Source organism: Streptomyces griseus subsp. griseus (genome assembly GCF_000720255.1).
GTDB lineage: Bacteria > Actinomycetota > Actinomycetes > Streptomycetales > Streptomycetaceae > Streptomyces > Streptomyces griseus_I.
The window spans coordinates 96,872-121,567 of sequence record NZ_JOJE01000003.1 but is presented as its reverse complement, the minus strand read 5'-3'; the positions used below and the strand labels follow the sequence as shown (position 1 = coordinate 121,567).

Sequence of the window (24,696 nt, the reverse complement as noted above, 5' to 3'; positions counted from 1 at the left end):
CAGGAGCACCACCATACCGCCGAAGGTGAGCGGTTGCTTAGCGCGCCCGCTCAGCGGGCTCCTGCCGGTCCCGGATCACCTTGGCCAGGGTGAAGGCGGACGTCACGAGGTACAGGACGGCGATGGCGAGGAAGGCCCGCACCCAGGCGTCGGCCTTGAGCTGGTAGATCCCCACGGCGGTCGCCGCCATGGCGACGGCGAAGGAGGCGACGGCCTGGCCGTAGAAGGCGGCCGTGTTCTGCTGCTTGCCCGGTGTCTCACTCATGGGACGAGTCTCGGCGGACGTGGCCGAGACCACATCCGCCGAGGTACTCAGGGACGCGCGGGCGACGTACTCAGAACGCCGAGACGCCCGTCAGGGCCCGCCCGATCACCAGCTTCTGGATCTGGCTCGTGCCCTCGTAGAGGGTCATCACGCGGGCGTCCCGCAGCAGCTTGCCCGCCGGGTACTCGTCGATGTAGCCGTAGCCGCCGAAGACCTGGAGGGCGTTGTTGGCGGCGCGCACGGCGGCCTCCGAGGCGAAGAGCTTGGCCTTGGAGGACTCGGTGGCGAAGGGCAGCCCGCGGTCGATCAGGTCGGCGACCCGCCAGGTCAGCAACCGGGCCGCGTCGACGTCCACGGCGATGTCGCTGATCAGCTCCTGGACGAGCTGGTGGTGGGCGATGGTCCGGCCGAACTGCTCGCGTTCGGTCGCGTACCGGACCGCCGCGTCCAGTGCCGCCTGCGCTATGCCGACGCAGCCCGCCGCCACCGACATCCGCCCCTTGGCGAGCGCCGACATCGCGACGGAGAAGCCCTTGCCCTCCTCCCCCAGCATCGCGGAGGCCGGGACGCGCACGTCCTGGAGGACCAGTTCGGCGGTGGCCTGGCCGCGCAGGCCGAGCTTGCCGTGGATGGTGCGGCGGGTCAGGCCGGGGGTGTCGGTGGGGACCAGGAAGGCGGAGACGCCCTTGTGGCCCGGCGCGTCCGTGGAGCGGGCGAAGAGCAGCACGACGTCGGCCCAGGTGCCGTTGGTGATGAACATCTTCGTGCCGTTGATGACGTAGTCCTCGCCGTCCCGGACCGCGCGCGTGGTCAGGTTGCCCGCGTCGGAGCCGGTCCCGGGCTCGGTGAGGCCGAAGCAGCCGACATACGCGCCGGAGGTGAGGCCCGGCAGCCAGCGGCGCTTCTGCTCCTCGCTGCCCCGGGCGGCGATGGTCTTGGCGACCAGGCCGAGCGAGACGGAGACGATGCCGCGCACGGAGGAGTCCCCACGGCCGAGTTCCTCCGTGACCAGGCAGTAGGCGAGATGGTCACCGCCCGAGCCGCCGTACTCCTCGTCGATCGTCAGGCCGAGGAAGCCGACCTCGCCGAGCTTCTTCACGATCCCCCGGTCGACCTCCTCGGCGCGATCCCAGGCGACGACGTTGGGGGCGATCTCGCGCTCCACGAAGTCCCGTGCGAGTCGCCGTACGGCGGTCTGCTCCTCGCTGAGCTCCAGATTCATGCCGGGTCACCCCACTGATAAGGATCTTGAAGGCTGAACAATTAAATTAGCACTGCTAGTTTCACGGCCGCAGCCCTACTATGTGCGCCATGGCCCGACCGCGCAAGCCCCTCCTCAGCACCGACCGGATCGTCGAGACGGCACGCGCGCTCGTGGACACGGAAGGACTCGCGGCCGTCTCCACGCGCCGGCTCGCCGCCGAGCTGGGGGTCAGCGGGCCCTCGCTCTACAACCACTTCCGCACGAAGGACGAGATCCTGGAGGCGGTCGCGGACTCGGTGAGCGCCCAGGTCGACCTGTCGATGTTCGAGGACGGCCGGGACTGGCGGACCGCGTTGCACGACTGGGCCGTCTCCTACCGGGCCGCCCTGCGCGACCACCCGAACATCGTCCCGGTCCTGGCCCGCGGCCCCGGCCGCCGCCCGGCCGCCCTGCGGCTCGCCGACGCGGTCTACGGCGCGATGGTCGAGGCGGGCTGGCCGCCCGCGCAGGCGACCTCCATCGGCGCGCTGATGCGGTACTTCATCATGGGCTCGGCGCTCGGCTCGTTCGCTGGCGGCTTCGTCGACGACCAGAGCGCGTACGATCCCTCCGACTATCCCCACCTCGGACAGGCCCACCTCCTCGCCGAGCAGCAGGAGAAGATCGACGAGCGGGCATTCGAGACGGGGCTGACGGCGCTGCTGGACGGGCTGGTGCGGCAGTACGAGCAGGTCGGGCGGCCGGGACAGGGCGCGACGGGCGCTTGACCCGTGCGGATGCTCGGCGCGGTGATGGTTCGGCGGCCGCCGAAGTGTTCGTGGCGCACGATGGACGCATGACCGGCAAGGATCCCCAGGCACCGCAGCTGGCCCGGCTCGCCGGGCTGATCGCCGACGAGACACGGGCCGCGTGTCTGCTGGCGCTGCTCGACGGGCGGGCGTGGACCGCCGGTGAGCTGGCGCGGCACGCGGGAGTCGCCGCGTCGACGCTGAGCGAGCACCTGGGCAAGCTGGTCGCGGGCGGACTGCTGGCCGAGGAGCGGCAGGGCCGGCACCGGTATGTACGACTCGCCGACGCGCGGGTGGCACAACTGGTGGAGGACCTCGCGGCCCAGCTCGGCCCCGACACGGGCCGGCGGCCGCGCACCCTGCGCGAGTCGAGCGCCGGCTCGGCGATGGCCCGGGGCCGCACCTGCTACGACCATCTCGCCGGACGCCTCGGCATCGCGATCACCGAAGCACTGACAGTACGTGAGCTGCTCACCCAGGACACCGGGTTCGCGCTGACCGACGCGGGCCTCGGCTGGTTCGACTCCGCCGGCATCGCCCTGGACCGTACGAGCCGCCGCCCGCTCGCCCGGGCCTGCCTCGACTGGACCGAGCGCCGCCCCCATCTCGCCGGTGTGGCCGGCGCGGCCCTGTGCCGACACGCCCTGGACGCGGGCTGGTGCGTGCGCATCGGCTCCGAGCGGGCGGTGAAGGTGACGTCGGCCGGCGAGCGGGCGCTGTCGGAGCTGCTGGGCATCGGGGCGGCGGCGCTCGGCTGACGCCGCTGTCAGACCCCCGGCCAAAATACGTGTGCCTTCCACCGACGTCCCCCCCTAGCCTCGGGAGCATGATGAGCACGTCCCCACCCAGCCCCAGCCACCCCGCTCGCCGTACGGAGGTGCTCGCCGCCGGCGCGGCCGCCGTCACCGTGGTGTTGTGGGCCTCCGCCTTCGTAGCGATCCGAAGTGCGGGCACCGCGTACTCACCGGGTGCGCTGGCGCTCGGGCGGTTGCTCGCCGGGGCGCTGACGCTGGGGGTCATCTGGGCCGTACGGCGGGAGGGCTGGCCCCCTCGATCGGCGTGGCGCGGCATCGGGACATCGGGGGTGCTCTGGTTCGGCTTCTACATGGTGGTCCTGAACTGGGGCGAGCAGCAGGTGGACGCGGGGACCGCGGCCCTCGTCGTGAACATCGGGCCGATCCTGATCGCCCTGCTCGGCGCGCGCTTCCTCGGTGACGCGATGCCGCCGCGACTGCTGGCGGGGATGGCGGTGTCGTTCGCCGGTGCGGTGACGGTGGGGCTGTCGATGTCGGGCGACGGTGGTTCCTCGGTGCTCGGGGTGGTGCTGTGTCTGCTGGCGGCGGTCGCGTACGCCGCCGGAGTCGTGGCGCAGAAGCCCGCGCTGGGGCGGGCGAGCGCGCTGCAGGTGACGACGTTCGGGTGCCTGGTGGGTGCGGTGCTCTGTCTGCCGTTCGCCGGGCAGCTGGTGAGCGAGGCGGCGAAGGCACCGGTGTCGGCCACGCTGAACATGGTCTACCTGGGCGTCTTCCCGACCGCGCTCGCGTTCACGACGTGGGCGTACGCCCTCGCCCGTACGACCGCCAGCCGTATGGGCGCGACGACGTACGCGGTGCCCGCGCTGGTCGTACTGATGTCCTGGCTGGCCCTGGGCGAGGTGCCGGGGCCGCTCACGCTGACGGGCGGGGCGCTGTGCCTGGCCGGGGTCGCGGTGTCGCGGTCGCGTGCGCGGTCCGCTCGGGTCGTGGCGGCGGCGCCACAGCCCGAGCAGACCCGGGAATCAGCGTGAGCGCGCCCTGTCCGCAAGGACCTTGATGGAGACGAGCGCGATCACCGAGAGGCCGACGATGTAGGCGGCGACCGACATCGAGGTGCCCGTCGCCTCCAGGAGCAGGACCATGACGAACGGCGCGAGTCCGCCACCGCCCACGGCGGCTATCTGGTAGCCGAGGGAGGCACCCGTGTAGCGCATCTCGGGTGTGAACAGCTCGGCGAACAGGGCGGCCTGCGGGCCGTACATGATGCTCAGGAAGCAGCTGGCGACGAACGTGCCGACCGCCAGCCACAGCAGTGAACCGGTGTCGATCAGCAGGAAAAGCGGTACGGCCCACAACGCGATGCCGACCGCGCCGACGGCGTAGATCCTGATGCGCCCGACGCGGTCGGACAACGCGGCGGAGGCCGGGATCAGCACCAGTTGGGTGAGGCTGACGCAGAGCGAGACGGTGAGGACGGCGCCGCGGTTCATGTCGAGTTCGCGGGTGGTGTAGTCGAGGACGCCGGTGATGAGGATGTAGAAGGTCGCGGTGTTCACGGCGAAGGAGCCGCCGGCCAGCAGGACGGTGCCGAGGTGGTCGCGCAGGATCGTGCGCAGCGGCGAGCTCCCCTCCGACTTCTCCTTCTCGGCCAGCGCCCGCTCCGCCTCCCGGAAGGCGGGCGTCTCCTCGACGCGGGTGTGGATGTACCAGGCGAGCGCGAGGACGAACAGGCCGACGAGGAAGGGCATCCGCCAGCCCCAGGCGGCGAAGGCGCTGTCGGTGGTGAAGGCGCCGGCCAGCAGGAAGACGGAGTTGGCGGTCACCACGCCGATGGGGACGCCGAGTTGGACGACGCTGCCGTAGACGCCGCGCTTGCCCTCCGGGGCGTACTCGGTGGCCAGGAGCATCGCGCCGCCCCACTGGGCGCCGACCGCGAGTCCCTGGACGACGCGCAGGGTGACCAGCAGGATCGGGGCGGCGACGCCGATCGTGTCGTACGTCGGCAGCAGGCCGATGCCCGTCGTCGCCAGGCCCATCAGCGTGAGCGCGAGGACCAGCATCGGCTTGCGGCCGCGCTTGTCACCGAGGTGGCCGGCGACGATGCCGCCGAGCGGGCGGGCCAGGAAGCCCACGGCGAAGGTGGCGAAGGAGGCCAGGACTCCGGCGGTGGAGCTGCCCGCGGGGAAGTAGAGATCGCCCAGGACGAGGGCGGCGGCGATGCCGAAGACGAAGTAGTCGTACCACTCGACGGCCGAGGCGAGGGCCGCGGCGGTGGCCACGCGGCGGCGATTGGGGGTCGACGCGGCGGTCGCGGTGGCGGGTTGAGCGGTGGGGAAGGTGTCCATGCAGTGCACACTCCGATGGGTGCGGTGGGGACGTTCCCGGGAACATACTGACCGGACGGTATGGGGTCAACGGTCGTGCGCGAAGGTTGCCCGGAGCACCCGTGGGGCACTCCGGGCAACTCGGGATCAGAACACCACCAGCGCCCTGCCGCCCCTGCCCGCGAGCATGTTGGCGAACGCCGCAGGAATCCCTTCCAGTCCGATGCGTTCCGTCACCAGCGCGCCCAGGTCGAGACGGCCCGCCCGGACGTGCTCGGCCAGCACCGGCAGGTCCTGCGCCGGGTCGGAGTTGCCGTAGACGCAGCCCGAGAGGGTCCTGCCCCAGTGGAAGAGCTCCAAGGCGTTGAAGGTGACCTGCTGGTCCTTGCCGCCGATGCCGACGACCGTGGTGCGCCCGCCGCGCCGGGTGGAGTCCCAGGCCGCGCGGATGGTGCTCGCACGGCCCACGCACTCGACGGCCACGTCGACGCCCTGTTTGTCGGTCAGACCCCTGATCTCGCGGGCCGTGGTGTCGGAGGCCACCACGTAGTCGGTGGCTCCGGCGGCCCGCGCCAACTCCTCCTTCTCGGGGGAGACGTCGACCGCGACGATCTGCGCCGCCCCCGCGATACGGGCCGCCTGGAGCGCGGCGAGGCCCACGCCCCCGACGCCGTGCACGGCCACCGTCTCCCCCGGCCGGACCCGCGCCGAGTGGTGGACGGCTCCGTAGCCGGTGAGGACCGCGCAGCCCAGCAGGGCCGCGTCCGTGAGCGGGACGCCCTCGGGGAGGGGGAGCACGCAGCTCGCCGGCACGACCGTCTCCTCGGCGAACGCGGCGACGTTGAGGCCGGGGTGCAGGTCGGTGCCGTCGACGCTGCGGGCGTGGACGTCGGCGGCGCCGTTGAGGGCGTTGGCGCACAGCCAGACCTCGCCGAGCGAGCAGGCGTGACAGCTTCCGCAGGACGGGGCCCAGTTGAGGACGACGCCGTCGCCGGGCGCGAGGTGGGCGACCCCTTCCCCGACGGCCACGACCGTGCCGGCGCCCTCGTGGCCGAGGACGGCGGGGACGGGCACCCGCATGGTGCCGTTGGACAAGGACAGGTCGGAGTGACAGACCCCGGCGGCGGCGAGCCGGACCCGGACCTGCCCGGGGCCGGGGTCGGGCAGCTCGATGCCGGTGATCTCCAACGGGGAGCCGACAGCGGGAAGGACGGCGGCACGGACGGTCGTGGACAAGGTCGGCACCTCAGAACTGGAGGGACTTGGTCTGCAGGTACTCGGACAGGCCGTGCGCGCCGAGTTCGCGGCCGACGCCCGACTGCTTGTAACCGCCGAACGGGGCGAGCGGGTTGAAGCGGCCGCCGTTGATGTCGACCTGGCCGGTGTCCATACGGCGGGCGAAGGCCACGGCCTCCGCCTCGTCCCCGGCCCAGACGGCGCCGGCGAGGCCGTACAGGGTGCCGTTGGCGATCCGCAGCGCCTCCTCCTCGTCGTCGTAGCGGAGGATCGACAGGACCGGGCCGAAGATCTCCTCCTGCGCGATCGTCATGTCGGAGGTGACGTCGGCGAAGACCGTGGGGCTGACGAAGTAGCCCTGCTCGCGCGGGGATTCCGTGCCGCCGGCCACCAGACGGGCACCCTCGGCCAGGCCCTTGTCGATGTAACTCAGCACGCGCGCCCGCTGCTTGGCGTTGACGACCGGGCCGATACGGTCGCCGTACTTGGCGGCGGCCTCGCGGGCCAGCCCGACCGCCTCCTCGTACCGCGAGGTGTGCACCAGCATGCGCGTCCAGGCGCTGCATGTCTGGCCCGAGTTGGACATGGCGTTGGCGACGCCGACGTTGACCGCCTTGGCGAGGTCGGCGCTCGGCAGGATGACGTTGGCGGACTTGCCGCCCAGTTCGAGGGTGACCTTTTTGACGGCCGCGCCCGCCGTCGCGCCGATCTGCCGGCCGACGGCGGTGGAGCCGGTGAAGGAGACCAGGTCGACGCCGGGGTGCTCGGCCAGGGCCTGTCCGGCGATCGGGCCGAGGCCGGTGACCAGGTTGAACACACCGGCGGGCAGGCCCGCCTCGTGGACCGCCTCGGCGAAGAGCTGGGCGACGAGCGGAGTGTCCTCGGCCGGCTTCACCACGATCGTGCAGCCCGCGGCGAGCGCCGGGGCGACCTTCGCGACGATCTGGTGGAGCGGGTAGTTCCACGGCGTGATCGCGCCGACCACGCCGATCGGCTCGTGCAGGACGGTGGAGTTGCCGACCTTCTCCTCGAACGCGTGCGTCGCCGCCAGTTCGGCGTACGAACCGGCGACCGCGATCGGCAGGCCCGCGTGCACCGCCTGCGCGAACGGCAGTGGTGCGCCCAGCTCGGCGGTGACGGTCTCGGCGATCTCGTCCTTGCGGGCCACGAGGACGTCCCGCAGGGCGGTCAGCCGCGCGGCCCGTTCGGCGGGCGGGGTCGCCGCCCAGCCTGGGAGGGCGGCGCGGGCGGCCCCTACGGCGGTGTCGACGTCCTGGGGTGTGCCGGCCGGGACCGTGGCGATCACCTGCTCGTCGACCGGGTTCACGACCTCGATGACGTCCGGGCCGGCGGCGGGCCGCCAGTCGCCGTCGATGTACATGCCGTCGTGTGCCTTCATCGCGTTCCTTCCGGCGTGACTCGTCGTCCGGCACACAAACTAACGGTGATAGTTTTCGGGCGCCAGACACTTCGGGGCAGCCTCACCCGGTCGTGGTGTGCCTCACTCCCCCAGGTCCGGCAGGTGGGTGGGGGCGGGGCAGATGCGTTCGCCGTGCTGGTCGAAGACGTAGAGGTGCGCGAGGTCGACCAGCAGCGGGACCTGCATGCCCTGGCGGAGCTCCATGTCGGGGGTGGTGCGCACGACGAGGTCGCCGGGCAGGCGGACCTCGGTGGACGTGGGTCCGCGGTCACCGCCGACGGGCTCGTCCAGCACCGCGACCGGGCCCCCGCGCAGCGCCCCGGCCCGTTCCCGGAGGCGGTCGATGACCGTGCCCTCGCGACGCCCGCGCCGGACGGCACGGGCCCCCGGCCGCGCGGCCTCCAGCTCGGGTACGACGGCGGGGCTGGACCCGGTGTTGAAGTGCACGATGACCTCGTGGCCCTGGAACTCCAGGTGTTCCACCAGGCCGGTGATCGCCACCTCGCCGGGCCGCGCGGAAGAGGGCCTGGCGATGCGCACGGCCTCCGAGCGCAGCCCGACGATGATCTCGCGGCCCTGCTGGACGCGCAGCAACTGGTGGTCCAGGGAGAGGGGCTCGGGCAGGCGCAGGAACTGCTTGCCGAGGCTGATGGTCATCGCTCCGTCCAGCGGCGCGCGGACCATGCCCCGGAGCAGGTTGATGCGCGGGGTGCCGATGAAGGCGGCGACGAAGACGTTGCGCGGGAGAGCGTAGACGGTGCGCGGGGTGTCGACCTGCTGGAGGACACCACCGCGCATGACGGCGACCCGGTCGCCCAGTGACATCGCCTCGGCCTGGTCGTGGGTGACGTAGACCGTGGTGACGCCCAGTTCGCGGGTGAGGCGGCCGATCTCGGCGCGCAGGTGGCCGCGGAGTTTGGCGTCGAGGTTGGACAGCGGCTCGTCCATCAGGAAGGCGGAGGGGTGGCGGGCGATGGCCCGGCCCATGGCGACGCGCTGGCGTTCGCCGCCGGAGAGCTGGGCGGGGAAGCGGTCCAGAAGGTCCTCGATGCCCAGCATGCGGGCGGTGGTGTCCACGCGCGGGCTCGGATCCTCGCCGGGGGCCTCGATGCGCAGGGGGAAGCTGATGTTGTCGCGGCTGGTCATGTTCGGATAGAGGGCGAAGTTCTGGAACACCATCGCGATGTCCCGGCCCGACGGGGGCAGATGGTTGGCGTACTCGCCGTCGAGCAGCAACTGGCCCTCGTCGATCTCCTCCAGGCCGGCGATCATCCGGAGCACGGTGGACTTGCCGCAGCCGGAGGGGCCGAGGAGGACCAGGAACTCCCCGGGCGTGATGTCCAACGACAGCCTGTCCACCACGCGGATGCCTCGCGTATAGGACTTGGTCACGTCGTGCAGGGAGATGGCGCGTGTCATGGCAGGTGCCCCCGGGGGCTCACTCGGCGCTTTGATGCTCCGCGGTTCGGAAGTCCCGTGCGGGTCGTACGGGACTCATGGGGTCACGGAAGTTAACGGACGGTGTGCGGCCGGGGGAAGAGATCGGGCAGGATAGGGCGCTCCGGTCCACCTGGTGAGAAAGGGGACGGTCGGATTCAGCGGGCGCGGGAGTGTTTGTCCGGTTCGCGGATCTCCTTCAGGTGAGCGAAGACGACGAGGTTCCCGGAGTAGCCGGTTCTGCGGTTGTAGTCGCCGCCGCAGGTGATGAGCCGCAGCTCGGGGCGGCCGCGGGCGCCGTAGACCTCCTTGTTGGGGAAGTGCGCCTTCTCGAACTTCTTGATCGCGTCGACGGTGTAGACGGCGGTCCGGCCGTCGGCCCTCCGCACCTCCACGAGGACGCCCCGCTTGAGCTCGGTGAGCCCCGCGAAGACGGCGGGCCCGGAATTCGTGTCCAGGTGCCCGACCGCCACCGCCGTCCCCCGCTCCCCCGGCGCCGGCCCGTCCGCGTTCCACCCCACGCGGTCCGCCTTGTCGTCGGGCGGCGCGGGCAGCCGACGCTGCCGGTCCAGCCGGAGGTCCATGACGGGTGCTTTGAGGCTCAGATAGGGAATGGTGAGCATGGTCGCCCGGGACCGCGGCAGGGTGCGGGGGTCGGGATTCGCGGGCGGACGGCGGTGGGTGGCCGGGGGCGTGGGTCGGGGCCGCTGCGCGCCGTTCCCTGGCCCGGGAGCGGGCCGCCGAGGCTGCGCCTTGCCGAGGTGCGCACCTGGCTGCTGGTGCCCCTTGTCAACGCCGACGCCGCCGCCCGCCTGCTGCGGCCGAGCCGCGCCGGCTCCTGGGCCCTGCTGCCGGGGGGGTGCACCGCCGGGGCCGGGGGGAGCATCGGGGGCCTGCGCGCCGCCGGCACCGGCACCGGACCTCGCGGCCCCGGGGCCCGTACCGGGTACGGCCCCGGGGCCCGTACCGGGCCCCGGCGGGCGGGAGTCGGGGCCTGGCGGGCGGGTGCCAAGTCCCGGGGGGCGGGGGTCGGGCCCCAGTGGGCGGGTGCCAGGCCCCGGCGGGCGTGGGTCGGGCCCCAGTGGGCGGGTGCCAGGCCCCGACGGGCGGGTGCCAGACCCCGACGGGCGGGTGCCAGACCCCGACGGGCGGGTGCCAGACCCCGACGGGCGGGTGCCAGGCCCCGACGGGCGGGTGCCAGGCCCCGACGGGCGGGTGTCAGGCCCGGTCTCGCCCGCACCGACTCCGGGCCGCTCCTGCCGAGCCACGCCCGGCGCCACACCGGGCTCCTGCCGCTGTGCGTCAGCGCCGGTCCGGCCCGCACCGACTCCGGGTCTCGGTGGCTGACCTCCGTGCACGTCGGCACGGGCCCCGGGCCGGTCAGGACGCGCGGCGCCCGCACCCGGCCGCACACCGCCCGGCTGCTGCGGCCGGACCGCGCCGGAGCAGGTCCCGGGCCGCCCCGACCCCGCGTCTCCCGACCGCGCCGACACCGCGGTTGCCGACCGCCCCGACCCCGCGTCTCCCGACCGCGCCGACACCGCGGTTGCCGACCGCCCTGGCACCGCGTCTCCCGTCCGCCCTGGCACCGCGCTGCCGCTCTGGACAGCGGGGGCGCCAGGCCCACGAGAGCGGGCCCCGGCCGTCACAGGGGAGGCGCCGGCCCCGCCTGCTACGGCGCGGGCACCAGGCCCACCGGGTCCAGCCCCGCCCTCACCCGCCCGGACGCCAGGCCCACTAGGCCCACCCCCGCCCTCACCCACGCGGACGCCAGGCCCAGCCTTGCCCGCCACGACGGAGGCGTCAGCTCCGCCCGCCACGACCGAGGCGCGGGCTCCGCCCGCCCGTACGCCTCGGGCCTCGCCCCGCCCGCCGGGGCATCCCGGCTCCGCGTTCCCCGTCCTCCCCGTGGCGGCCCCGGCCCGCGCGGTCTGCTCTTGTTCCCCGGTCCCGTCCGCCACCCGCTCCGACACCGCCCCCCGTGCGTCGAGGCGAGCGCCTGCGGTGGCCGGGGCGGGGGGCTCGTCGGTGTCGGCGCACCAGACGCCGCCTGCCGTCAGGGAGGCGGCCAGGACGGCCGTTCTCGTGAGGCGGTAGGCGCGCGTCCGGTACCAGGGCCTGCGGGTTCGCCTACGCGGCGCCATGCGGACGGCGCCGGAGCCGGAACCAGACCGCTCCGCCGACCGCGGCCACACCCACCGCGGCCGCGCCGGTGACCGGCGTGAACGCCTCGGCACGGGCGAGGCCGCCGCCGCCCGCGGGAGGACCGCCGTTGGGCACGCCGATCAAGTCCGGGCACTCGGACGTGAACGCCTTCTCCCTGGGCGCGCCCGTGCCGCCGACGACCGTCCACTCGAGCGTGTACTGCCCGGCGGGCAGGATCATGTTCTCGGTGACCCCTTCGCCGTTGGCGAGCGTGATGACGCCCGTGAGCGTGGCCCCGGCGCCCGCCTGTGCGGACCGTGGCTGGATGGTCCAGTTGACGCCCTGGGCGACGTCGAAGTTGAACGCGTCGAGGTAGAGCCGGCAAGCCTTGGGCTGGGTGGCCCGGGCCTCCGCGGCGGTGCCCGCCATGTGGATCCTGATGTCTCCGTTGTCCCCGGGGGCGGCCACCGCGGCCGGGGTTCCGAGGAGCAGGGCTCCGCCGACGGTGAGTGCCGTGAGTGCGGCGGCTCTGCGCGGACGGGACGAGGTCGGCATACGAGACCCTCCAAATCAGGTGATTTTCATACAAATCAGACTGCACCTGATTCGATGTCACATTCCGCGCGCGGAGTGTGGGAGGAGCGCCCCACACCCCGTCAGATATCGCTCTTCCGGCGCAACGGCGGCCGGGACCGCCGCTCACCCCCCGTCTCCCGAGAGCCATCGCCGGCGTCCGCGGGCTCCCCCGGTGACCGCAGCGCGATCCCGGACGACAGCAGCAACAGCGCACCGAGCATCACGAACGGAGCCGCCACCCCCGCGACCCCGGCGATCAGCCCCGCCGCGGCCGGCGCGGCGACCTGCCCGAGGCGGTTGCCGGTCAGCCGCAGCGCGAGCGCCGTCGAACGGGCCCCGTCGGGAGCCGCCTGGACCACCGTCGTCATGGACAGCGGCTGGCCGACCCCGAGACAGAAGCCGAGCATCGCGAGGATCACACCGAGCGCCCACACCGGCACCGGCACCGCGACGCCCGCGCACAGCAGCGCCGCCAGCAGACACGTCACCGTCAGCAGCCACGCCCGCCCCAGCAGCCGCAGCAGTGGCGTGAGCACCAGCCGGCAGGCGATGGTGGCCGCGGCCCGCAGGCTGAGCAGAAGGCCGATCACGGACGGCGCGATGCCGCGGTGTTCGCCGACCACCGGCAGGTAGGCGGTGAGGATGTCGGTCGCGGACAGTACGGCGAGGCTGATGAAGATGCCCGCCGGCACACCCCGGGCCCGCAGGATCCGCCGCACGGGGACCGGGGCGCCGCGCTCCGTACGGGACATGGACGCCGTACGGCTCTCTATGCGCCACAACGACGTGAACGCGACCGCCGCGCCCGCTCCCGCGACGACGAGGGCCAGTTCGCTGGTGCCCGCCATGTCGGGGCCGCCGATCAGGGCGCCGGCCGCGATCGGTCCGACCAGCTGGCCCAGGGAGGCGCCGATGGTGAAGTGGCCGAAGTTGCGGTCCTGTTCGTGCGGGGCGGACTGGCGGGCGACCAGCGACTGGGCGCCGATCACGAAGCAGAGGTGGCCGAGGCCCATCACTCCGCTCCACAGGGCCATCGCCCACAGGGACCCCGCCAGGCCGCTGAGCGCGCAGCCGCCGGATATCAGCACGACCCCGATGGGCAGCAGGGGCGCGCAGCGGCCGTGGTCGGTGCGGCGGCCCAGCGGGACGGCAGCGAAGAGGGGCAGCAGCGCGTACACGCCCGCGATGACACCGATCGCCCGCTCGTCCGCGCCCAGCGCGAGGGCCCGGTAGGAGACGGCGGGCCGGGCCATCGACACCGCCCCCTGCGCGAAGCCGAAGGCGATGACGAGGCGGAGCAGCCAGCCGCGGTTCCCACCGGGCCTCACGATGTTGTCCTCCACTGAGTTGTCAGGTTCGGGTTCAGATGATCCCGAAGAGCATGCCCGCGGCGAGGATCACCAGGCAGGTGAGCGCCGCCCACTTGACGACGAACTTGGTGTGGTCACCGAACTCGACCTTGGCCATGCCGACCAGGACGTACACGGCCGGGACGAGCGGGCTGGACATGTGCAGCGGCTGGCCGACCAGCGAGGCGCGGGCGATCTCCAGCGAAGAAACGCCGTGCGCCTGACCGGCCTCGGCGAGGACCGGCAGGATGCCGAAGTAGAAGCCGTCGTTGGACATGAAGTAGGTGAGCGGCAGGCTCAGCAGGCCGGTCACGAACGCCATGTGCGGGCCCATGGAGTTGGGGATGACGTCGACCAGCCACTTGGCCATGTGGTCGACCATGCCGGTGCCCTGGAGGACGCCGGTGAAGACCGCGGCGGCGAAGACCATGCCGGAGACGTTCAGGACGTTGTCGGCGTGGGCGGCGAGACGGGCCTTCTGGTCCGGGATGCGCGGGAAGTTGACGGTCAGCGCGAGCGCGGCACCGAGCAGGAAGAGCACCGGGATCGGCAGGTATTCCATGATCATCGCGGTGAGCAGGACCACCGTGAGCAGCGCGTTGAACCAGTAAAGCTTGGGCCGCAGCGTGGCGCGGTTCTGGTCCAGGCCCCGCATGTCGTCGTCGGACTCGTCGTCGCCGAGGGCGGCGTCGGTGCCGGCGCCGGAACCACCGGTGCGGGCGGCGCGCTGGTCGGAACCGGATCCGGCGCCGCCGGCGCCCACGAGCACCGTCTCGGTCTCCTTCTCCTCGACCTTCTCCTTGACCTCGGCGACGTGGCCCTCGACGAGCGCCTCGTCCAGCGTCAGCACGCCGAGCCGCTTGCGCTCTCGGCGGCCGAGGACGTACGACAGGGCGATCACGAACGCCAGGCCGACGGCGAGCGCCGGGATCATCGGGACGAAGATGTCGCTGGCGTCGAGCTTCAGCGCGGTGGCGGCGCGGGCGGTCGGGCCGCCCCACGGCAGGGTGTTCATCACGCCGTTGGCCATGGCGGCGACACCGGTCATCACGACCAGGCTCATCTTCAGGCGCTTGTACAGCGGGTACATCGCCGAGACCGTGATCATGAAGGTGGTCGAGCCGTCGCCGTCGAGCGAGACGATCGCCGCGAGCAGGGCCGTGCCGACGACGATGCGCATCGGGTCGGCCTTGCAGAACTTGAGGATGGCCCGGACGATCGGATCGAAGAGGCCGACGTCGATCATCACACCGAAGTAGACGATCGCGAACATGAGCATCGCCGCGGTGGGGGCGAGGCTGGTGACGCCGTCGATGACGTAGTCACCGAGCTTGGCGCCCTTGCCGACGAACACGCAGAAGAGCGCGGGGATCAGCACGAGCGCCGCGATCGGCGACATCTTCTTCATCATGATCAGGACCAGGAAGGTCGCGATCATGGCGAAGCCGAGGATGGTCAACATGAGTGGATACCTAACGTTCGCCCTTGAACTCCCACCAGGGCCGGCGGTGGCGACGACGTTAGGTCCGTTCGTTTGGCGTTAACAAGACGTTGACCTGCGAGCAATAAGCGCAAAACTGCTGGTCACAGCTTTGCGCCGGTCAGAGGCATGACCATTTCGGCCATCGGGGCCATCTTTTTCACGTCACCGGGGCCAGTTCGACGGGTACGCCGTTGAGCACCGCGTTGCCCGACAGCGGATCGAGCAGGCTGCCGTCGAGGAGCTGGTTGACGTTGACGCCGGGGTCGGTGGCCGCATGGCTCATCCGGGTGCCGGGCCGGTCGTGACCCCAGCCGTGCGGCAGGCTGACCACGCCCCTGCGCACGCCGTCGGTGACCTCGGCGGGGGCGGTCACCTCTCCCCCGGCTCCCTTCACCCGCACCGGCGCCCCGTCCCGCACACCGAGCCGTTCGGCGTCCTCGGGATGGATGTGCACGGTGCAGCGGTTGCTGCCGCCGGTGAGGGCGGGGACGTTGTGCATCCAGCTGTTGTTGGACCGCAGATGCCGGCGGCCGACGAGCACGAGCCCGTCCGGTCGCTGCGCCAACGCCTCACGCAGTCGCGGGAGATCGTCCGCGATCGGCCGCGGCAGCAGTTCCACCCTGCCGCTGCGGGTCTTGAGCGGCTGCGGCAGTCGGGGCCGCAGCGGTCCCAGGTCGATGCCGTGCGGGTGCGCGAGCAGCTTCCGCAGGCTCAGCCCGTCCGGTCGTACGCCGAACCCGTCGCCGTAGGGGCCGAGGCGCAGCATCATGTCGAGCCGCCGCTCGGGGCCGTTGTCGCCGGTGAGCAGGGTCGCCAGCTCACGGGGGTCGCGGCCGTGCACGGGCGAGTGGGGTTCCTTGACCGCCTTGCCGAGGGTCTGGTCGAGGACCAGGGTGTCGACGGCGGACGGGTCGGCGCCGTGCATGCCGGTCGCCGCGAGGACGAGCCGGGCGAAGATCTCGCTCTCGGCCATCCTGCCCGGCTCCAGCGGGACCGCGGGGCGGGTGTAGCGGACCTGGTTGCGTACGGCGAGGGTGTTGAAGGCGAAGTCGTGGTGCGGGCTCTGCGAGGGCGGGGGCGGCGGCAGGACGACGTCCGCGTGGCGCGAGGTCTCGTTGAGGTAGGGGTCGAGGCTGACCATGAAGTCCAGGGAGTCCAGCGCCTTGTCGAGGCGGTCGCCGTCGGGGGCGGACAGCACGGGGTTGGCGGCGACCGCGATCAGCGCCCGGATCGGCTCGCCCTCCTCGGTGGCGGTGTCGATCTCCTCGGCGAGCGCGGACAGCGGCAACTCACCCTTCGCCTCGGGATGTTCGCTCACCCTGGAGTGCCAGCGCGCGAGCGCGAAACCACGGCCGGGCCCCGCCGGGCGGGGCGTCTTGTCCGTCGCGGCCAGCGGGAAGAGGGCACCGCCGGGCCGGTCGAGGTTGCCGGTGAGGATGTTGAGGACGTCGACGAGCCAGCTGGCGAGGGTGCCGTGCGGGACGGTGCAGCTGCCGATGCGGCCGTATACGGCCGCGGTGGGGGCGGCGGCCAGTTCGCGGGCCAGGGCGCGGATCACCGGGGCCTCGACGTCACAGGCCTCGGCGACGGCATCCGGGGTGAAGTCCCGCAGCGCGGCGCGTACCTCCTCGACGCCCTCGACGTGCGGGCCGAGGTCGCCGAGGTCGACCAGGCCCTCCTCGAACAGGACGGACGTCATCGCCGCGAGCAGCAGCGCGTCGGTGCCGGGCCGGATCGAGACGTGCCGGTCGGCGAGCCGGGCCGTCCGGGTGCGGCGCGGGTCGATGACGGTGAGGGTGCCGCCGCGGGCCTTGAGCGCCTTGAGCTTGCCGGGGAAGTCGGGCGCGGTGCACAGACTCCCGTTGGACTCCAGGGGGTTGGCGCCGATGAGGAGGAGGTGGTCGGTGTGGTCCAGGTCCGGCACCGGGATGGCGTTGGCGTCGCCGAACAGCAGCCCGCTGGAAACGTGCTTGGGCATCTGGTCGACCGTGGAGGCGGTGAACAGGCTGCGGGTGCCGAGGCCGGCGACGAGGACCGCCGGGTAGAGGCCGCCGGCCACGGTGTGCACGTTGGGGTTGCCCAGGACGACGCCGACGGAGTGCGGCCCGTACCGCTCGACCACGGGCCGCAGGCCGGCCGCGACCGCGTCGAACGCCTCCTGCCAGCTCGCCTCCCGCAGCTCGCCGTCCTTGCGCACGAGCGGCGCGCGCAGCCGGTCGGGGTCACCGTCGACAGCGCCGAAGGAGGCCCCCTTGGGGCAGATGAAGCCCTTGCTGAACACGTCGTCCCGGTCGCCGCGGGCGCCGGTGACCTTGGTGCCCTCGACGGTGAGCGTCAGCCCGCAGGTGGCCTCGCACAGCGGACAGATACGGAGAGCGGTGCGGGACACGGGTCCTCCCGGAGGATGGCGGCGACGATGACGCACGGGCTGGGGCGAGCATACCGACCGGTACGGACGGAGGGGAGACCTTGTCGGACCCGGAGCCCCGGGGGCCCGGAGCCCGGGGACCCAGAGCCCGGAGCCCCTGGAGCCCGAAGCCCCTGGAGCTTGCGCCGCCCGAATTCAGTCCAGCACCCGCGCCAGATAAGCCCGCAGCAGCTCGCGTGTCTCGGCGATGATCTTCTCGTCGCCCTCAGGGGCCACCCGGAAGGACAGGTGCACGAGGGTGTCTGCGGTCTCGACGGCGATGAGGAAGGTGCGTCGCATGTCGTCGTCGGGGTCCCGGTCGAGATAGGCGGAGAGCAGGTCGGTCAGGCGGTCGGCGACGCGGTGGTTGGGTTCGCCGTCCCGGGCGCCGACCGGAATCTGGTTGCCGAAGTCGACGAGCGAGAACCCGGGCGCGGTGCGCTTCATCGCCAGGTACTCGTCGAGCACGGCGTCCACGGCCGCCCGCCAGTCCCCCGGCCGGGCCCCTCCCAGACGCTCGTTGACGCGCTCGGTGTAGCGCTCCAGGTTGCGCTGGGCCAGCGCGTCGGCCATCGCGCGCTTGTTGCCGAAGAAGCGGTACACCGAGCCGATGGGGACACCGGCCCGCAACGCCACCGCGCGGGTGCTCAGGGCGTCGTAGCCGACCTCGTCGAGGAGGTCCGCGCAGGCGTCGAGGATTCTGGTCAGGCGTTCGGCGCTGCGCCGCTGCACGGGCGCGCGGCGTAGCGATGTCGCGTGGGGCACGGGCTTCATGATGCCTCTCCGCCGCGGTCCGGGGAACCTCGCCCCCCAGTACGCGGCGAAGCGGCCTCGGTACTCACCGTGGGCGTCGGCTCGGGTGCCGACGCGGTGATGTCCGCCGTGCACTCGACGGGTTCGCCGTCCACGGCCCACGCCGTGTCGTCGTCGGCGTACAGGCGCACGGTGACGTGGTGGGTGCCGTGCGGGAGGTAGCCGGCCGCGAGGCGGTGGTCCGGTCCGCGCAGGGTGGCGACGGGGCGGCCGTCCACGAAGAGACCGACGACTCCCCGTCCGGCCACGGCCTCGGCCGCCGTACCGGCCGGTGAGAAGCGGAAGTCGGTGACGGTCAGCCGCACGTCCCAGCTGCCGTCGTTGTCGGGCTGGACCTCCATGGCCACGCGCGGGGCGCCCTTCTCGTCCACCTCCCGCAGCCGGTGCCCGTCCTGGTCGGTGTCGTCGAGCAGCTTGCCCGCCGGCACCGATGACTGCCCGTTGCCACTCTGCCCGTAGGCATCACTGGAAGCGCAGCCCGCGGATCCGGTCACCATCAGGACACAGACCGCGAGCGCGGCGACGAACCCCCGCGTCCTCGACATGCGGGGAGCCTAGAACACCTCTTCGGCCGCCCGGATCCCCCTGTGGTCGGGTTCTCACCGCGTCCCCGTCGTCCTCGGTGAGGAGATCACCCGCGCCTCTTGCGCCCGGGAAACCGCAATCCTACGGTGATGCATAGGAATCGGGACGGCAAGGGAGCCATCATGGGCAGCGGGGACGCGCGGAAGACGGCCGAGGGGCTGACGTACCTCTCCGGTTTCGGCAACGAGCACAGTTCCGAAGCCGTCCCGGGCGCCCTCCCCGAGAGCCGCAACTCACCCCAGCGCGCCCCCCTCGGCCTGTACGCGGAGCAGCTCAGCGGAACGGCGTTCACCGAGCCCCGCGCCCACAACCGCCGCTCCTGGCTGTACCGGATCCGCCCGTCGGCCGCGCACCCCGCGTTCACGCACACGCACCACGGCCGGGTCCGCACGGCGCCCTTCACGGAGTCGGTCCCGGACCCGAACCGGCTGCGCTGGAACCCCCTGCCCGAGCCGACGGCCGGCACGGACTTCCTCGCCGGGCTGTGGACCCTCGGCGGCAACGGCGACGCCACCCAGCGCACCGGGATGGCCGTGCACCTGTACCACGCCGACGCCTCCATGGACCGGGTCTTCAGCGACGCCGACGGCGAGCTGCTGATCGTGCCCGAACGCGGCGGACTGCTGCTGCGCACGGAGTTCGGCCTGCTGCACGCGGAGCCGGGCGAGGTGGCCCTCATCCCGCGCGGGGTCCGCTTCCGCGTCGACCTCCTGGACCGAACGGCCCGCGGCTACGTCTGCGAGAACTACGGCGCCCCCTTCCGCCTCCCCGACCTCGGCCCGATCGGCGCCAACGGTCTCGCGAGCGCCCGCGACTTCCGCGCGCCGGTCGCCGCGTACGAGGACGTGGAGGGGCCGGTGGAGGTGGTGAACAAGTTCTGCGGCAACCTTTGGTCGGCCCACTACGACCACTCCCCGCTGGACGTCGTCGCCTGGCACGGCAACCACGTCCCCTATGTGTACGACCTGCGCCGCTTCAACGTGATCGGGTCCATCTCCTACGACCATCCCGACCCGTCGATCTTCACGGTACTGACGTCGCCGTCGGACACTCCCGGTCTCGCGGGCGTGGACTTCGTGGTCTTCGCGCCGCGCTGGCTGGTGGGCGAGGACACCTTCCGGCCGCCGTACTTCCACCGGAACGTGATGAGTGAGTACATGGGCCTGATCGAGGGCGCCTACGACGCCAAGACGGCCGGAGAGGGCGGCTTCGTGCCGGGCGGCGGCTCGCTGCACAACATGATGTCGGCGCACGGCCCGGACCGGGAGACGTTCGACCGGGCGAGCGCCGCCGAGCTGAGGCCCCAGAAGGTCGACGACGGCCTGGCGTTCATGTTCGAGACCCGCTGGCCCATCGCCCTCACCCCGCACGCGGCCCGCGCGGACCACCTGCAACAGCACTACGACGACGTGTGGCAGGGCCTCGAACGGCACTTCCGCCTCTTGCCCTGAGGTATCCCTGCCGGTACGGATGGCCCGTGACCTCCTTCGCCCCGGACTCCATCGTCCTCAACCGCAAGCTGCCGCTCTGGTACCAGGTGTCGCAGTCGCTGCGCGCGTCGATACTCGGCCGCTCGCCCCGGGACCCGCTGCGGCTGCCCACCGAGGAGCAGTTGGCGGGTCACTACGGGGTGAGCGTGCTGACCATGCGGCAGGCCCTGAAGGAGTTGGAGGACGAGGGGCTGATCAGCCGGCACCGCAGGCGCGGCACGTTCATCGAGCCGGGGGTCCGGCGCGGGGCCCCGGTCCGCCTCCTGGGCTCGGTGGACGCGATCGTCGCCCAGCAGTCCGGCATGACGACGCGCCTCCTCGATCACGCCACGGCCCCCGTCCCGTCCGAACTCGCCGAGTACTTCCCGGACCTCGGCGAGGTGGCGACGTACCACCGGCTGCGCAGCGACGAGAAGACCGGCGAGCCGACCAACCACGCCCGCAACTACGTCCGCCCCGAGATCGCCGCCCGCGTCGACCTGGACGACCTGGCCCGCTGGCCGATGACGAAGGTGCTGCGGGACGTCGTCGGGGTGGACATCAGCCGCATCACGGACACGGTCGAGGCCCGTCTCGCCGACCCGGAGACGGCCCGGTTGCTCCAGGTCCCCCTGCTGAGCCCGATCCTGCACTACACGGGCGTCACGTACGACGCCGACGGGCGCCCGTTGGACGTGGCCGTCATCCACTACCGGGGCGACCGTTTCTCCTTCACGGTCACGCTCGACGCCACGTGACCCGCCGCTCCGGACCCCGTCGTACGATGCCCAGCGTGACGCACGACGACGCTCCGCCGCTGGCGGACCTCATGCCGTGGTCCGTCGCACCCCCACGGCTCGGCCGGGGCTGGCCGACGGGCCCCGAGCCGGCCTCCCTCAAGGCCCGCTGGGACGCCCTGTTGAAGGCCGAGGGCCCAGACCGCGAGACTCTCTTCGAGCCCTCACGCGCACGCACCCTGCACACCGCCGTGGCACAGCTGCCGGGCCGGTCCGCCGGCACGGAACGGCTGGCCCGCGCCTCGGGCCCCTGCCCCGACCCGGTACGGGTCCTGGCCGCCCCCTTCGACGAACAGTGGCTCATCCCCGACCACCGTCTGATCGACGCGGCCCGGCCCGAGCTGTGGCGGGTGGCGGACGAGCACCAGATCTTCGTACTGGAGGCGCCGGACGCGCCCCTCCTCGTCACCTCCCTGGTCCCCCTCCTGCGCCCGGCCCGTATCCGCCCCCTGTACCGCCGCCCCGGCGGCCAGGAACCGAACCTGGCCCCGGGTCTTCTGGAGCACCTGGGCCACTCCCCCGATCCGGTGGACTTCCTGGCCTGGACCCTGGCCGCCGCCCGCCCCGACACCACCGTGCCCCTCACCCGGGACCCCGGCCTGTGGGCGCGGGGGGTGGAGAGGGGCCGCCGCATCCTCTGGCTGCTGCGCCGCGACGGCGCCCGCCCCAAACTCCCCGGCGGCCGCCGCCCGTACGTCCGCGCTCCCCTGCCCGCCTTTCCCCACACCCTCCACTACGACCCCGAGGAGGAGGCCCTGCACCTCGACGAGGGCCGGATCTCGCCGGTGCCGCCTCAGGCGTGGGACTTCGCGGTGGGCGGTGCAAAAGTGCTGGAACAGTGGTTCGCGACCAGGACGGCCCCGGCGGAACCGGGCACGCTCCGGGCGATCCGGCCGACGACCTGGCCGCAGGCGTGGACGTCGGAACTCCTTGAGCTGATCACGGTGCTGGCCCTGCTGTCGGAACTGCGCCCGCAGCAGGAGGAGACGCCGCTGACCGACCCCGTCACGGCGGCGGACCTGCGCGAGGCGGGTGTGCTGCCGCCCCCGGACTCGGCGCGCCACCCTGCCACCGTCCTGGACCACCACGAGGAGGGCCCGGAGGGGCAGTTCGCCTTGCTCTAGGTGTACTCGGCCGTCACGCCCGTGGCTCGAACCCGTCGAGCACCCGCCCCAGCATCCGCTCGAAGACCGCCTCCAGATCGATGGGCCCCGCGTCCTCCATGAAGGCGGCGGCCAGCCTCGGGTACGCCCCCGAGGCGATCTGGGATCCCAGGTAGGCGATCCGCACCGCCTGCTCCTCCTCGTCCGACCACGGCAGTGACCGGGTGCGCTCGGCGACGGCCAGTTCGTTCGAGACGTACACCGTCACGCACCCGTTGACCATCGCCAGCAGCTCCATCTTCGTGCCGTGGGGCGCCTCCAACGGGTCGAGGCAGGCCATGCAGTGTTCGAGATAGCGCAGGGCGTTCGGGCTGAAGCCGTAGAGCGAGGACATCAGTCGGGACATCCAGGTGTGGCGGTGCATCAGCGCGCGTGTCTGGTGGGCGATCCGCATGACGTCAGCGCGCCAGTCCCCGCTCGGCTCCCACAGCTCGTGCTCGCCGCTGACGGCGTCCACCATCAGCTCGTACAGGTCCTCCTTGCGGGGGACGTAGTTGTACAGGGACATCGTTCCGCAGCCCAGTTCCGCCGCGACGTGCCGCATCGACACCGCGTCCAGGCCCTCCGCGTCGGCGATCCGCACGGCCGCCGCCGCGATGTCCGCCCGCGTGTACGCGGGCTTCGGCCCCCGGCCCGTCCGCTCGCGACGGGCCCAGATCACTTCGGGTACGGCCGCTCGGCCCGCCATCGATCATCACCTCGGCCTCCATCCTAGTTACGTACAGCGTACGTAGTGCGCTATGGTCGACCCATGACTTCTACGTACGCTGTACTTAGTGAAGGCCTGGAGAAGCGTTTCGGGGAGGTTCGCGCCCTGCGCGGCCTGGATCTCGCGGTTCAGCGGGGCACCGTCTGCGGGCTCCTCGGGCCGAACGGGGCGGGCAAGACCACGGCCGTACGCCTGCTGACGACACTGCTGCGGCCCGACGCGGGGTCGGCTCGGATCGCCGGGTACGACCTCGTCCGGGAGGCGGCAGCCGTCCGCGGGGCCATCGCTGTGACCGGGCAGTACGCATCGGTCGACGGCGACCTCACCGGCCGCCAGAACCTGCGCCTGTTCGCCCGTCTGCACCGGACCCGCGACCCCGGCGGGCGGGCCACGGAGCTGCTGGCGCGCTTCGGGCTCACCGAGGCCGCCGACCGGCCGGCATCCACCTACTCGGGCGGTATGCGGCGCCGCCTCGACCTCGCGGCGAGCCTGATCCGCCGCCCCGAGGTGCTCTTCCTCGACGAGCCCACGACCGGCCTCGACCCGGCCAGCCGCAGCGACATCTGGGACGCCGTCCGGGAGCTCAAGCAGGACGGCACCACGGTCCTGCTGACCACCCAGTACCTGGAGGAGGCCGACCAGCTCGCCGACGACATCGCCCTGGTGGACTCCGGCCGAGTCGCGCACACCGGATCGCCCCGTGAACTCAAGGCGCTCATCGGCTCCTACGCCGAGGTGGTCGTAGCGGACCCGGACGTCCTCACCCAGGCGGCGGGCGTGCTCGACCAGCTCACCGGCACCGAGCCGACGTTCGACCACGAGCGGGCGGCCGTCGGCGCGGTCACCCGGGACTCCACGCTCACCCTCCCCCGTCTGGTGCGCGAACTCGACGCCGCGGGCGTGCCGTTGCTGGACGCGACCCTGCGTCCCCCGACCCTCGACGAGGTGTTCCTGCGCCTCACCGCCGACCAGGAGGTCGCCGTATGAGCACCCTCGCCTTCGACGGCACGGCCATGCTGGGCCGCCAGCTGCTGCGCGTCCGCAACAACCCGGCCCTGGTGATCCTCACCCAGACCATGCCGATCACCATGCTGCTGTTCTTCGGCTACGTCTTCGGCAGCGCCCTCGCGATGCCCGGCGCCGAGTACCGCGCGTTCCTCGTCCCGGGGCTGCTGGTCGCGACCGCGGCCAACGGGATCATGACCGGGATGTTCCAGTCGGCGCAGGACGTCCACCGCGGGGTGACGGACCGGCTGCGCACCCTGCCGGTGAGCCGGGCGGCCGTGCCGCTCGGGCAGGCGGTCGCCGACACCATCGTCACGGCGGCCGGGATCGTGCCGTTCCTGCTGGTGGGGCTCGCGGTGGGCTGGCGCGTCGAAGGGTCGGCGACGGCGGCCCTGGGTGCCGTGGCCCTGCTGCTGCTGTTCCGGTTCGCCTGCACCTGGATCGGAATCTTCCTCGGCCTGCTGACGAAGAGCGAGGAGGCGGCCGGCCAGCTCGGCAGCGCGACCTTCATGCTGCCGCTGCTGTCCAACGCCTACATCCCCACGGACAACCTGCCCGGCTGGCTGCGCACGCTGGCGGAGTGGAACCCGCTCAGCGCGGTGGCCACGGCCCTGCGCGACCTCTTCGGCAACGCGCCGGTACCCGACGGCGCCTCCTGGCCGGTCGCGCACCCCGTCGCCGGTTCGCTGGCCTGGTGCGCCGTACTACTGGCGGTGTTCGCACCGCTCGCCGTACGCCGGTACGCCCGCGCATGACAGACCGGTAC

At 72.5% G+C, this 24,696-nt stretch carries 22 protein-coding genes; 8 read left to right on the top strand and 14 right to left on the bottom strand.

The genetic code is table 11. The features are described 5' to 3' along the window. Nucleotides 1–37: 37 nt before the first annotated feature. Nucleotides 38–265 (bottom strand): YiaA/YiaB family inner membrane protein, encoded by a 228-nt coding sequence (locus IG99_RS05550; RefSeq protein WP_037670961.1) that lies wholly within the window; start codon nucleotides 263–265, stop codon nucleotides 38–40. Nucleotides 266–335: 70 nt separating this feature from the next. Next, nucleotides 336–1,487 carry an acyl-CoA dehydrogenase family protein gene (locus tag IG99_RS05545; RefSeq protein WP_037670426.1) on the bottom strand — a complete coding sequence of 384 codons (1,152 nt, stop codon included), beginning with the start codon at nucleotides 1,485–1,487 and terminating at the stop codon, nucleotides 336–338. An 89-nt stretch (nucleotides 1,488–1,576) separates the two neighbouring features. On the opposite strand from IG99_RS05545, the gene IG99_RS05540 reads away from it, so the two are divergent. The 3 genes from IG99_RS05540 to IG99_RS05530 all read left to right on the top strand — a co-directional run bounded on the left by IG99_RS05540 (nucleotide 1,577) and on the right by IG99_RS05530 (nucleotide 4,043). Beyond that, on the top strand, nucleotides 1,577–2,236 hold the full coding sequence (locus IG99_RS05540) for a TetR/AcrR family transcriptional regulator (RefSeq protein WP_037670425.1): 660 nt from the start codon (nucleotides 1,577–1,579) through the stop codon (nucleotides 2,234–2,236). 68 nt (nucleotides 2,237–2,304) lie between these two features. Continuing rightward, complete coding sequence (locus IG99_RS05535; protein WP_037670423.1) at nucleotides 2,305–3,015, top strand: ArsR/SmtB family transcription factor; 711 nt, start codon at nucleotides 2,305–2,307, stop codon at nucleotides 3,013–3,015. 68 nt (nucleotides 3,016–3,083) lie between these two features. Continuing rightward, a complete protein-coding gene (locus IG99_RS05530) occupies nucleotides 3,084–4,043 on the top strand; it encodes a DMT family transporter (protein WP_037670421.1) in 960 nt (319 codons plus the stop codon). Here IG99_RS05530 and IG99_RS05525 read toward each other — a convergent pair. The 11 genes from IG99_RS05525 to IG99_RS05475 form a co-directional block, all read right to left on the bottom strand. Further along, the gene (locus IG99_RS05525; RefSeq protein ID WP_037670419.1) at nucleotides 4,035–5,357 is read right to left on the bottom strand and encodes an MFS transporter; all 1,323 of its coding nucleotides are present in this window, start codon (nucleotides 5,355–5,357) and stop codon (nucleotides 4,035–4,037) included. The two genes, IG99_RS05530 and IG99_RS05525, sit on opposite strands and share 9 nt — an antisense overlap. A 126-nt stretch (nucleotides 5,358–5,483) precedes the next feature. Next, the gene (locus IG99_RS05520) at nucleotides 5,484–6,572 is read right to left on the bottom strand and encodes a Zn-dependent alcohol dehydrogenase (protein ID WP_037670959.1); all 1,089 of its coding nucleotides are present in this window, start codon (nucleotides 6,570–6,572) and stop codon (nucleotides 5,484–5,486) included. Between the two features lie 10 nt (nucleotides 6,573–6,582). Beyond that, the gene (locus IG99_RS05515) at nucleotides 6,583–7,971 is read right to left on the bottom strand and encodes an aldehyde dehydrogenase family protein (protein WP_037670418.1); all 1,389 of its coding nucleotides are present in this window, start codon (nucleotides 7,969–7,971) and stop codon (nucleotides 6,583–6,585) included. A gap of 102 nt (nucleotides 7,972–8,073) precedes the next feature. Beyond that, nucleotides 8,074–9,411: an ABC transporter ATP-binding protein gene (locus tag IG99_RS05510; protein ID WP_037670416.1), complete on the bottom strand. Its 1,338-nt coding sequence runs from the start codon at nucleotides 9,409–9,411 to the stop codon at nucleotides 8,074–8,076. A gap of 176 nt (nucleotides 9,412–9,587) precedes the next feature. Then, nucleotides 9,588–11,573 carry a class F sortase gene (locus IG99_RS51605; protein ID WP_324606125.1) on the bottom strand — a complete coding sequence of 662 codons (1,986 nt, stop codon included), beginning with the start codon at nucleotides 11,571–11,573 and terminating at the stop codon, nucleotides 9,588–9,590. Next, a complete protein-coding gene (locus tag IG99_RS05500; RefSeq protein WP_037670414.1) occupies nucleotides 11,560–12,129 on the bottom strand; it encodes a hypothetical protein in 570 nt (189 codons plus the stop codon). Before IG99_RS05500 ends, IG99_RS51605 begins: the two co-directional genes overlap by 14 nt. 101 nt (nucleotides 12,130–12,230) lie before the next feature. After that, nucleotides 12,231–13,478 (bottom strand): MFS transporter, encoded by a 1,248-nt coding sequence (locus IG99_RS05495; protein WP_037670957.1) that lies wholly within the window; start codon nucleotides 13,476–13,478, stop codon nucleotides 12,231–12,233. Nucleotides 13,479–13,512: 34 nt separating this feature from the next. After that, nucleotides 13,513–14,961 (bottom strand): CitMHS family transporter, encoded by a 1,449-nt coding sequence (locus tag IG99_RS05490; protein ID WP_037670412.1) that lies wholly within the window; start codon nucleotides 14,959–14,961, stop codon nucleotides 13,513–13,515. A 178-nt stretch (nucleotides 14,962–15,139) separates the two neighbouring features. Further along, nucleotides 15,140–17,371 carry a molybdopterin oxidoreductase family protein gene (locus tag IG99_RS05485; protein WP_037670411.1) on the bottom strand — a complete coding sequence of 744 codons (2,232 nt, stop codon included), beginning with the start codon at nucleotides 17,369–17,371 and terminating at the stop codon, nucleotides 15,140–15,142. Between the two features lie 174 nt (nucleotides 17,372–17,545). Then, a complete protein-coding gene (locus IG99_RS05480) occupies nucleotides 17,546–18,163 on the bottom strand; it encodes a TetR/AcrR family transcriptional regulator (RefSeq protein WP_037670409.1) in 618 nt (205 codons plus the stop codon). After that, nucleotides 18,160–18,747: a hypothetical protein gene (locus tag IG99_RS05475; protein WP_037670407.1), complete on the bottom strand. Its 588-nt coding sequence runs from the start codon at nucleotides 18,745–18,747 to the stop codon at nucleotides 18,160–18,162. The genes IG99_RS05480 and IG99_RS05475 overlap by 4 nt, the downstream gene beginning before the upstream one ends. A gap of 162 nt (nucleotides 18,748–18,909) precedes the next feature. Here IG99_RS05475 and hmgA point away from each other — a divergent pair, with 162 nt between their 5' ends. The 3 genes from hmgA to IG99_RS05460 are packed head-to-tail and all read left to right on the top strand — an operon-like array spanning nucleotide 18,910 to nucleotide 22,177. Continuing rightward, nucleotides 18,910–20,238: a homogentisate 1,2-dioxygenase gene (hmgA, locus tag IG99_RS05470; protein WP_037670405.1), complete on the top strand. Its 1,329-nt coding sequence runs from the start codon at nucleotides 18,910–18,912 to the stop codon at nucleotides 20,236–20,238. Nucleotides 20,239–20,264: 26 nt separating this feature from the next. Further along, complete coding sequence (locus IG99_RS05465) at nucleotides 20,265–21,014, top strand: GntR family transcriptional regulator (protein ID WP_037670403.1); 750 nt, start codon at nucleotides 20,265–20,267, stop codon at nucleotides 21,012–21,014. A gap of 26 nt (nucleotides 21,015–21,040) precedes the next feature. Then, nucleotides 21,041–22,177, top strand: coding sequence for a type ISP restriction/modification enzyme (locus IG99_RS05460; RefSeq protein ID WP_037670400.1), 1,137 nt, complete (start codon nucleotides 21,041–21,043; stop codon nucleotides 22,175–22,177). 13 nt (nucleotides 22,178–22,190) lie between these two features. On the opposite strand, the gene IG99_RS05455 is transcribed toward IG99_RS05460, so the two are convergent. Then, nucleotides 22,191–22,904, bottom strand: a complete 714-nt coding sequence (locus tag IG99_RS05455; protein ID WP_037670398.1) for a TetR/AcrR family transcriptional regulator — start codon at nucleotides 22,902–22,904, stop codon at nucleotides 22,191–22,193. Nucleotides 22,905–22,967: 63 nt separating this feature from the next. Here IG99_RS05455 and IG99_RS05450 point away from each other — a divergent pair, with 63 nt between their 5' ends. Then, nucleotides 22,968–23,912 carry a daunorubicin resistance protein DrrA family ABC transporter ATP-binding protein gene (locus tag IG99_RS05450; protein ID WP_037670397.1) on the top strand — a complete coding sequence of 315 codons (945 nt, stop codon included), beginning with the start codon at nucleotides 22,968–22,970 and terminating at the stop codon, nucleotides 23,910–23,912. Continuing rightward, nucleotides 23,909–24,685 carry an ABC transporter permease gene (locus tag IG99_RS05445; RefSeq protein ID WP_037670396.1) on the top strand — a complete coding sequence of 259 codons (777 nt, stop codon included), beginning with the start codon at nucleotides 23,909–23,911 and terminating at the stop codon, nucleotides 24,683–24,685. The genes IG99_RS05450 and IG99_RS05445 overlap by 4 nt, the downstream gene beginning before the upstream one ends. Nucleotides 24,686–24,696 lie beyond the last annotated feature (11 nt).

Coding starts and splice junctions, on each gene's coding strand:
- IG99_RS05550 (WP_037670961.1), bottom strand. CDS start 265: ATGAGTGAGACACCGGGCAAGCAGCAGAACACGGCCGCCTTCTACGGC.
- IG99_RS05545 (WP_037670426.1), bottom strand. CDS start 1,487: ATGAATCTGGAGCTCAGCGAGGAGCAGACCGCCGTACGGCGACTCGCA.
- IG99_RS05540 (WP_037670425.1), top strand. CDS start 1,577: ATGGCCCGACCGCGCAAGCCCCTCCTCAGCACCGACCGGATCGTCGAG.
- IG99_RS05535 (WP_037670423.1), top strand. CDS start 2,305: ATGACCGGCAAGGATCCCCAGGCACCGCAGCTGGCCCGGCTCGCCGGG.
- IG99_RS05530 (WP_037670421.1), top strand. CDS start 3,084: ATGATGAGCACGTCCCCACCCAGCCCCAGCCACCCCGCTCGCCGTACG.
- IG99_RS05525 (WP_037670419.1), bottom strand. CDS start 5,357: ATGGACACCTTCCCCACCGCTCAACCCGCCACCGCGACCGCCGCGTCG.
- IG99_RS05515 (WP_037670418.1), bottom strand. CDS start 7,971: ATGAAGGCACACGACGGCATGTACATCGACGGCGACTGGCGGCCCGCC.
- IG99_RS05510 (WP_037670416.1), bottom strand. CDS start 9,411: ATGACACGCGCCATCTCCCTGCACGACGTGACCAAGTCCTATACGCGA.
- IG99_RS51605 (WP_324606125.1), bottom strand. CDS start 11,573: ATGGCGCCGCGTAGGCGAACCCGCAGGCCCTGGTACCGGACGCGCGCC.
- IG99_RS05500 (WP_037670414.1), bottom strand. CDS start 12,129: ATGCCGACCTCGTCCCGTCCGCGCAGAGCCGCCGCACTCACGGCACTC.
- IG99_RS05490 (WP_037670412.1), bottom strand. CDS start 14,961: ATGTTGACCATCCTCGGCTTCGCCATGATCGCGACCTTCCTGGTCCTG.
- IG99_RS05480 (WP_037670409.1), bottom strand. CDS start 18,163: ATGAAGCCCGTGCCCCACGCGACATCGCTACGCCGCGCGCCCGTGCAG.
- IG99_RS05475 (WP_037670407.1), bottom strand. CDS start 18,747: ATGTCGAGGACGCGGGGGTTCGTCGCCGCGCTCGCGGTCTGTGTCCTG.
- hmgA (WP_037670405.1), top strand. CDS start 18,910: ATGGGCAGCGGGGACGCGCGGAAGACGGCCGAGGGGCTGACGTACCTC.
- IG99_RS05460 (WP_037670400.1), top strand. CDS start 21,041: ATGCCCAGCGTGACGCACGACGACGCTCCGCCGCTGGCGGACCTCATG.
- IG99_RS05455 (WP_037670398.1), bottom strand. CDS start 22,904: ATGGCGGGCCGAGCGGCCGTACCCGAAGTGATCTGGGCCCGTCGCGAG.
- IG99_RS05450 (WP_037670397.1), top strand. CDS start 22,968: ATGACTTCTACGTACGCTGTACTTAGTGAAGGCCTGGAGAAGCGTTTC.
- IG99_RS05445 (WP_037670396.1), top strand. CDS start 23,909: ATGAGCACCCTCGCCTTCGACGGCACGGCCATGCTGGGCCGCCAGCTG.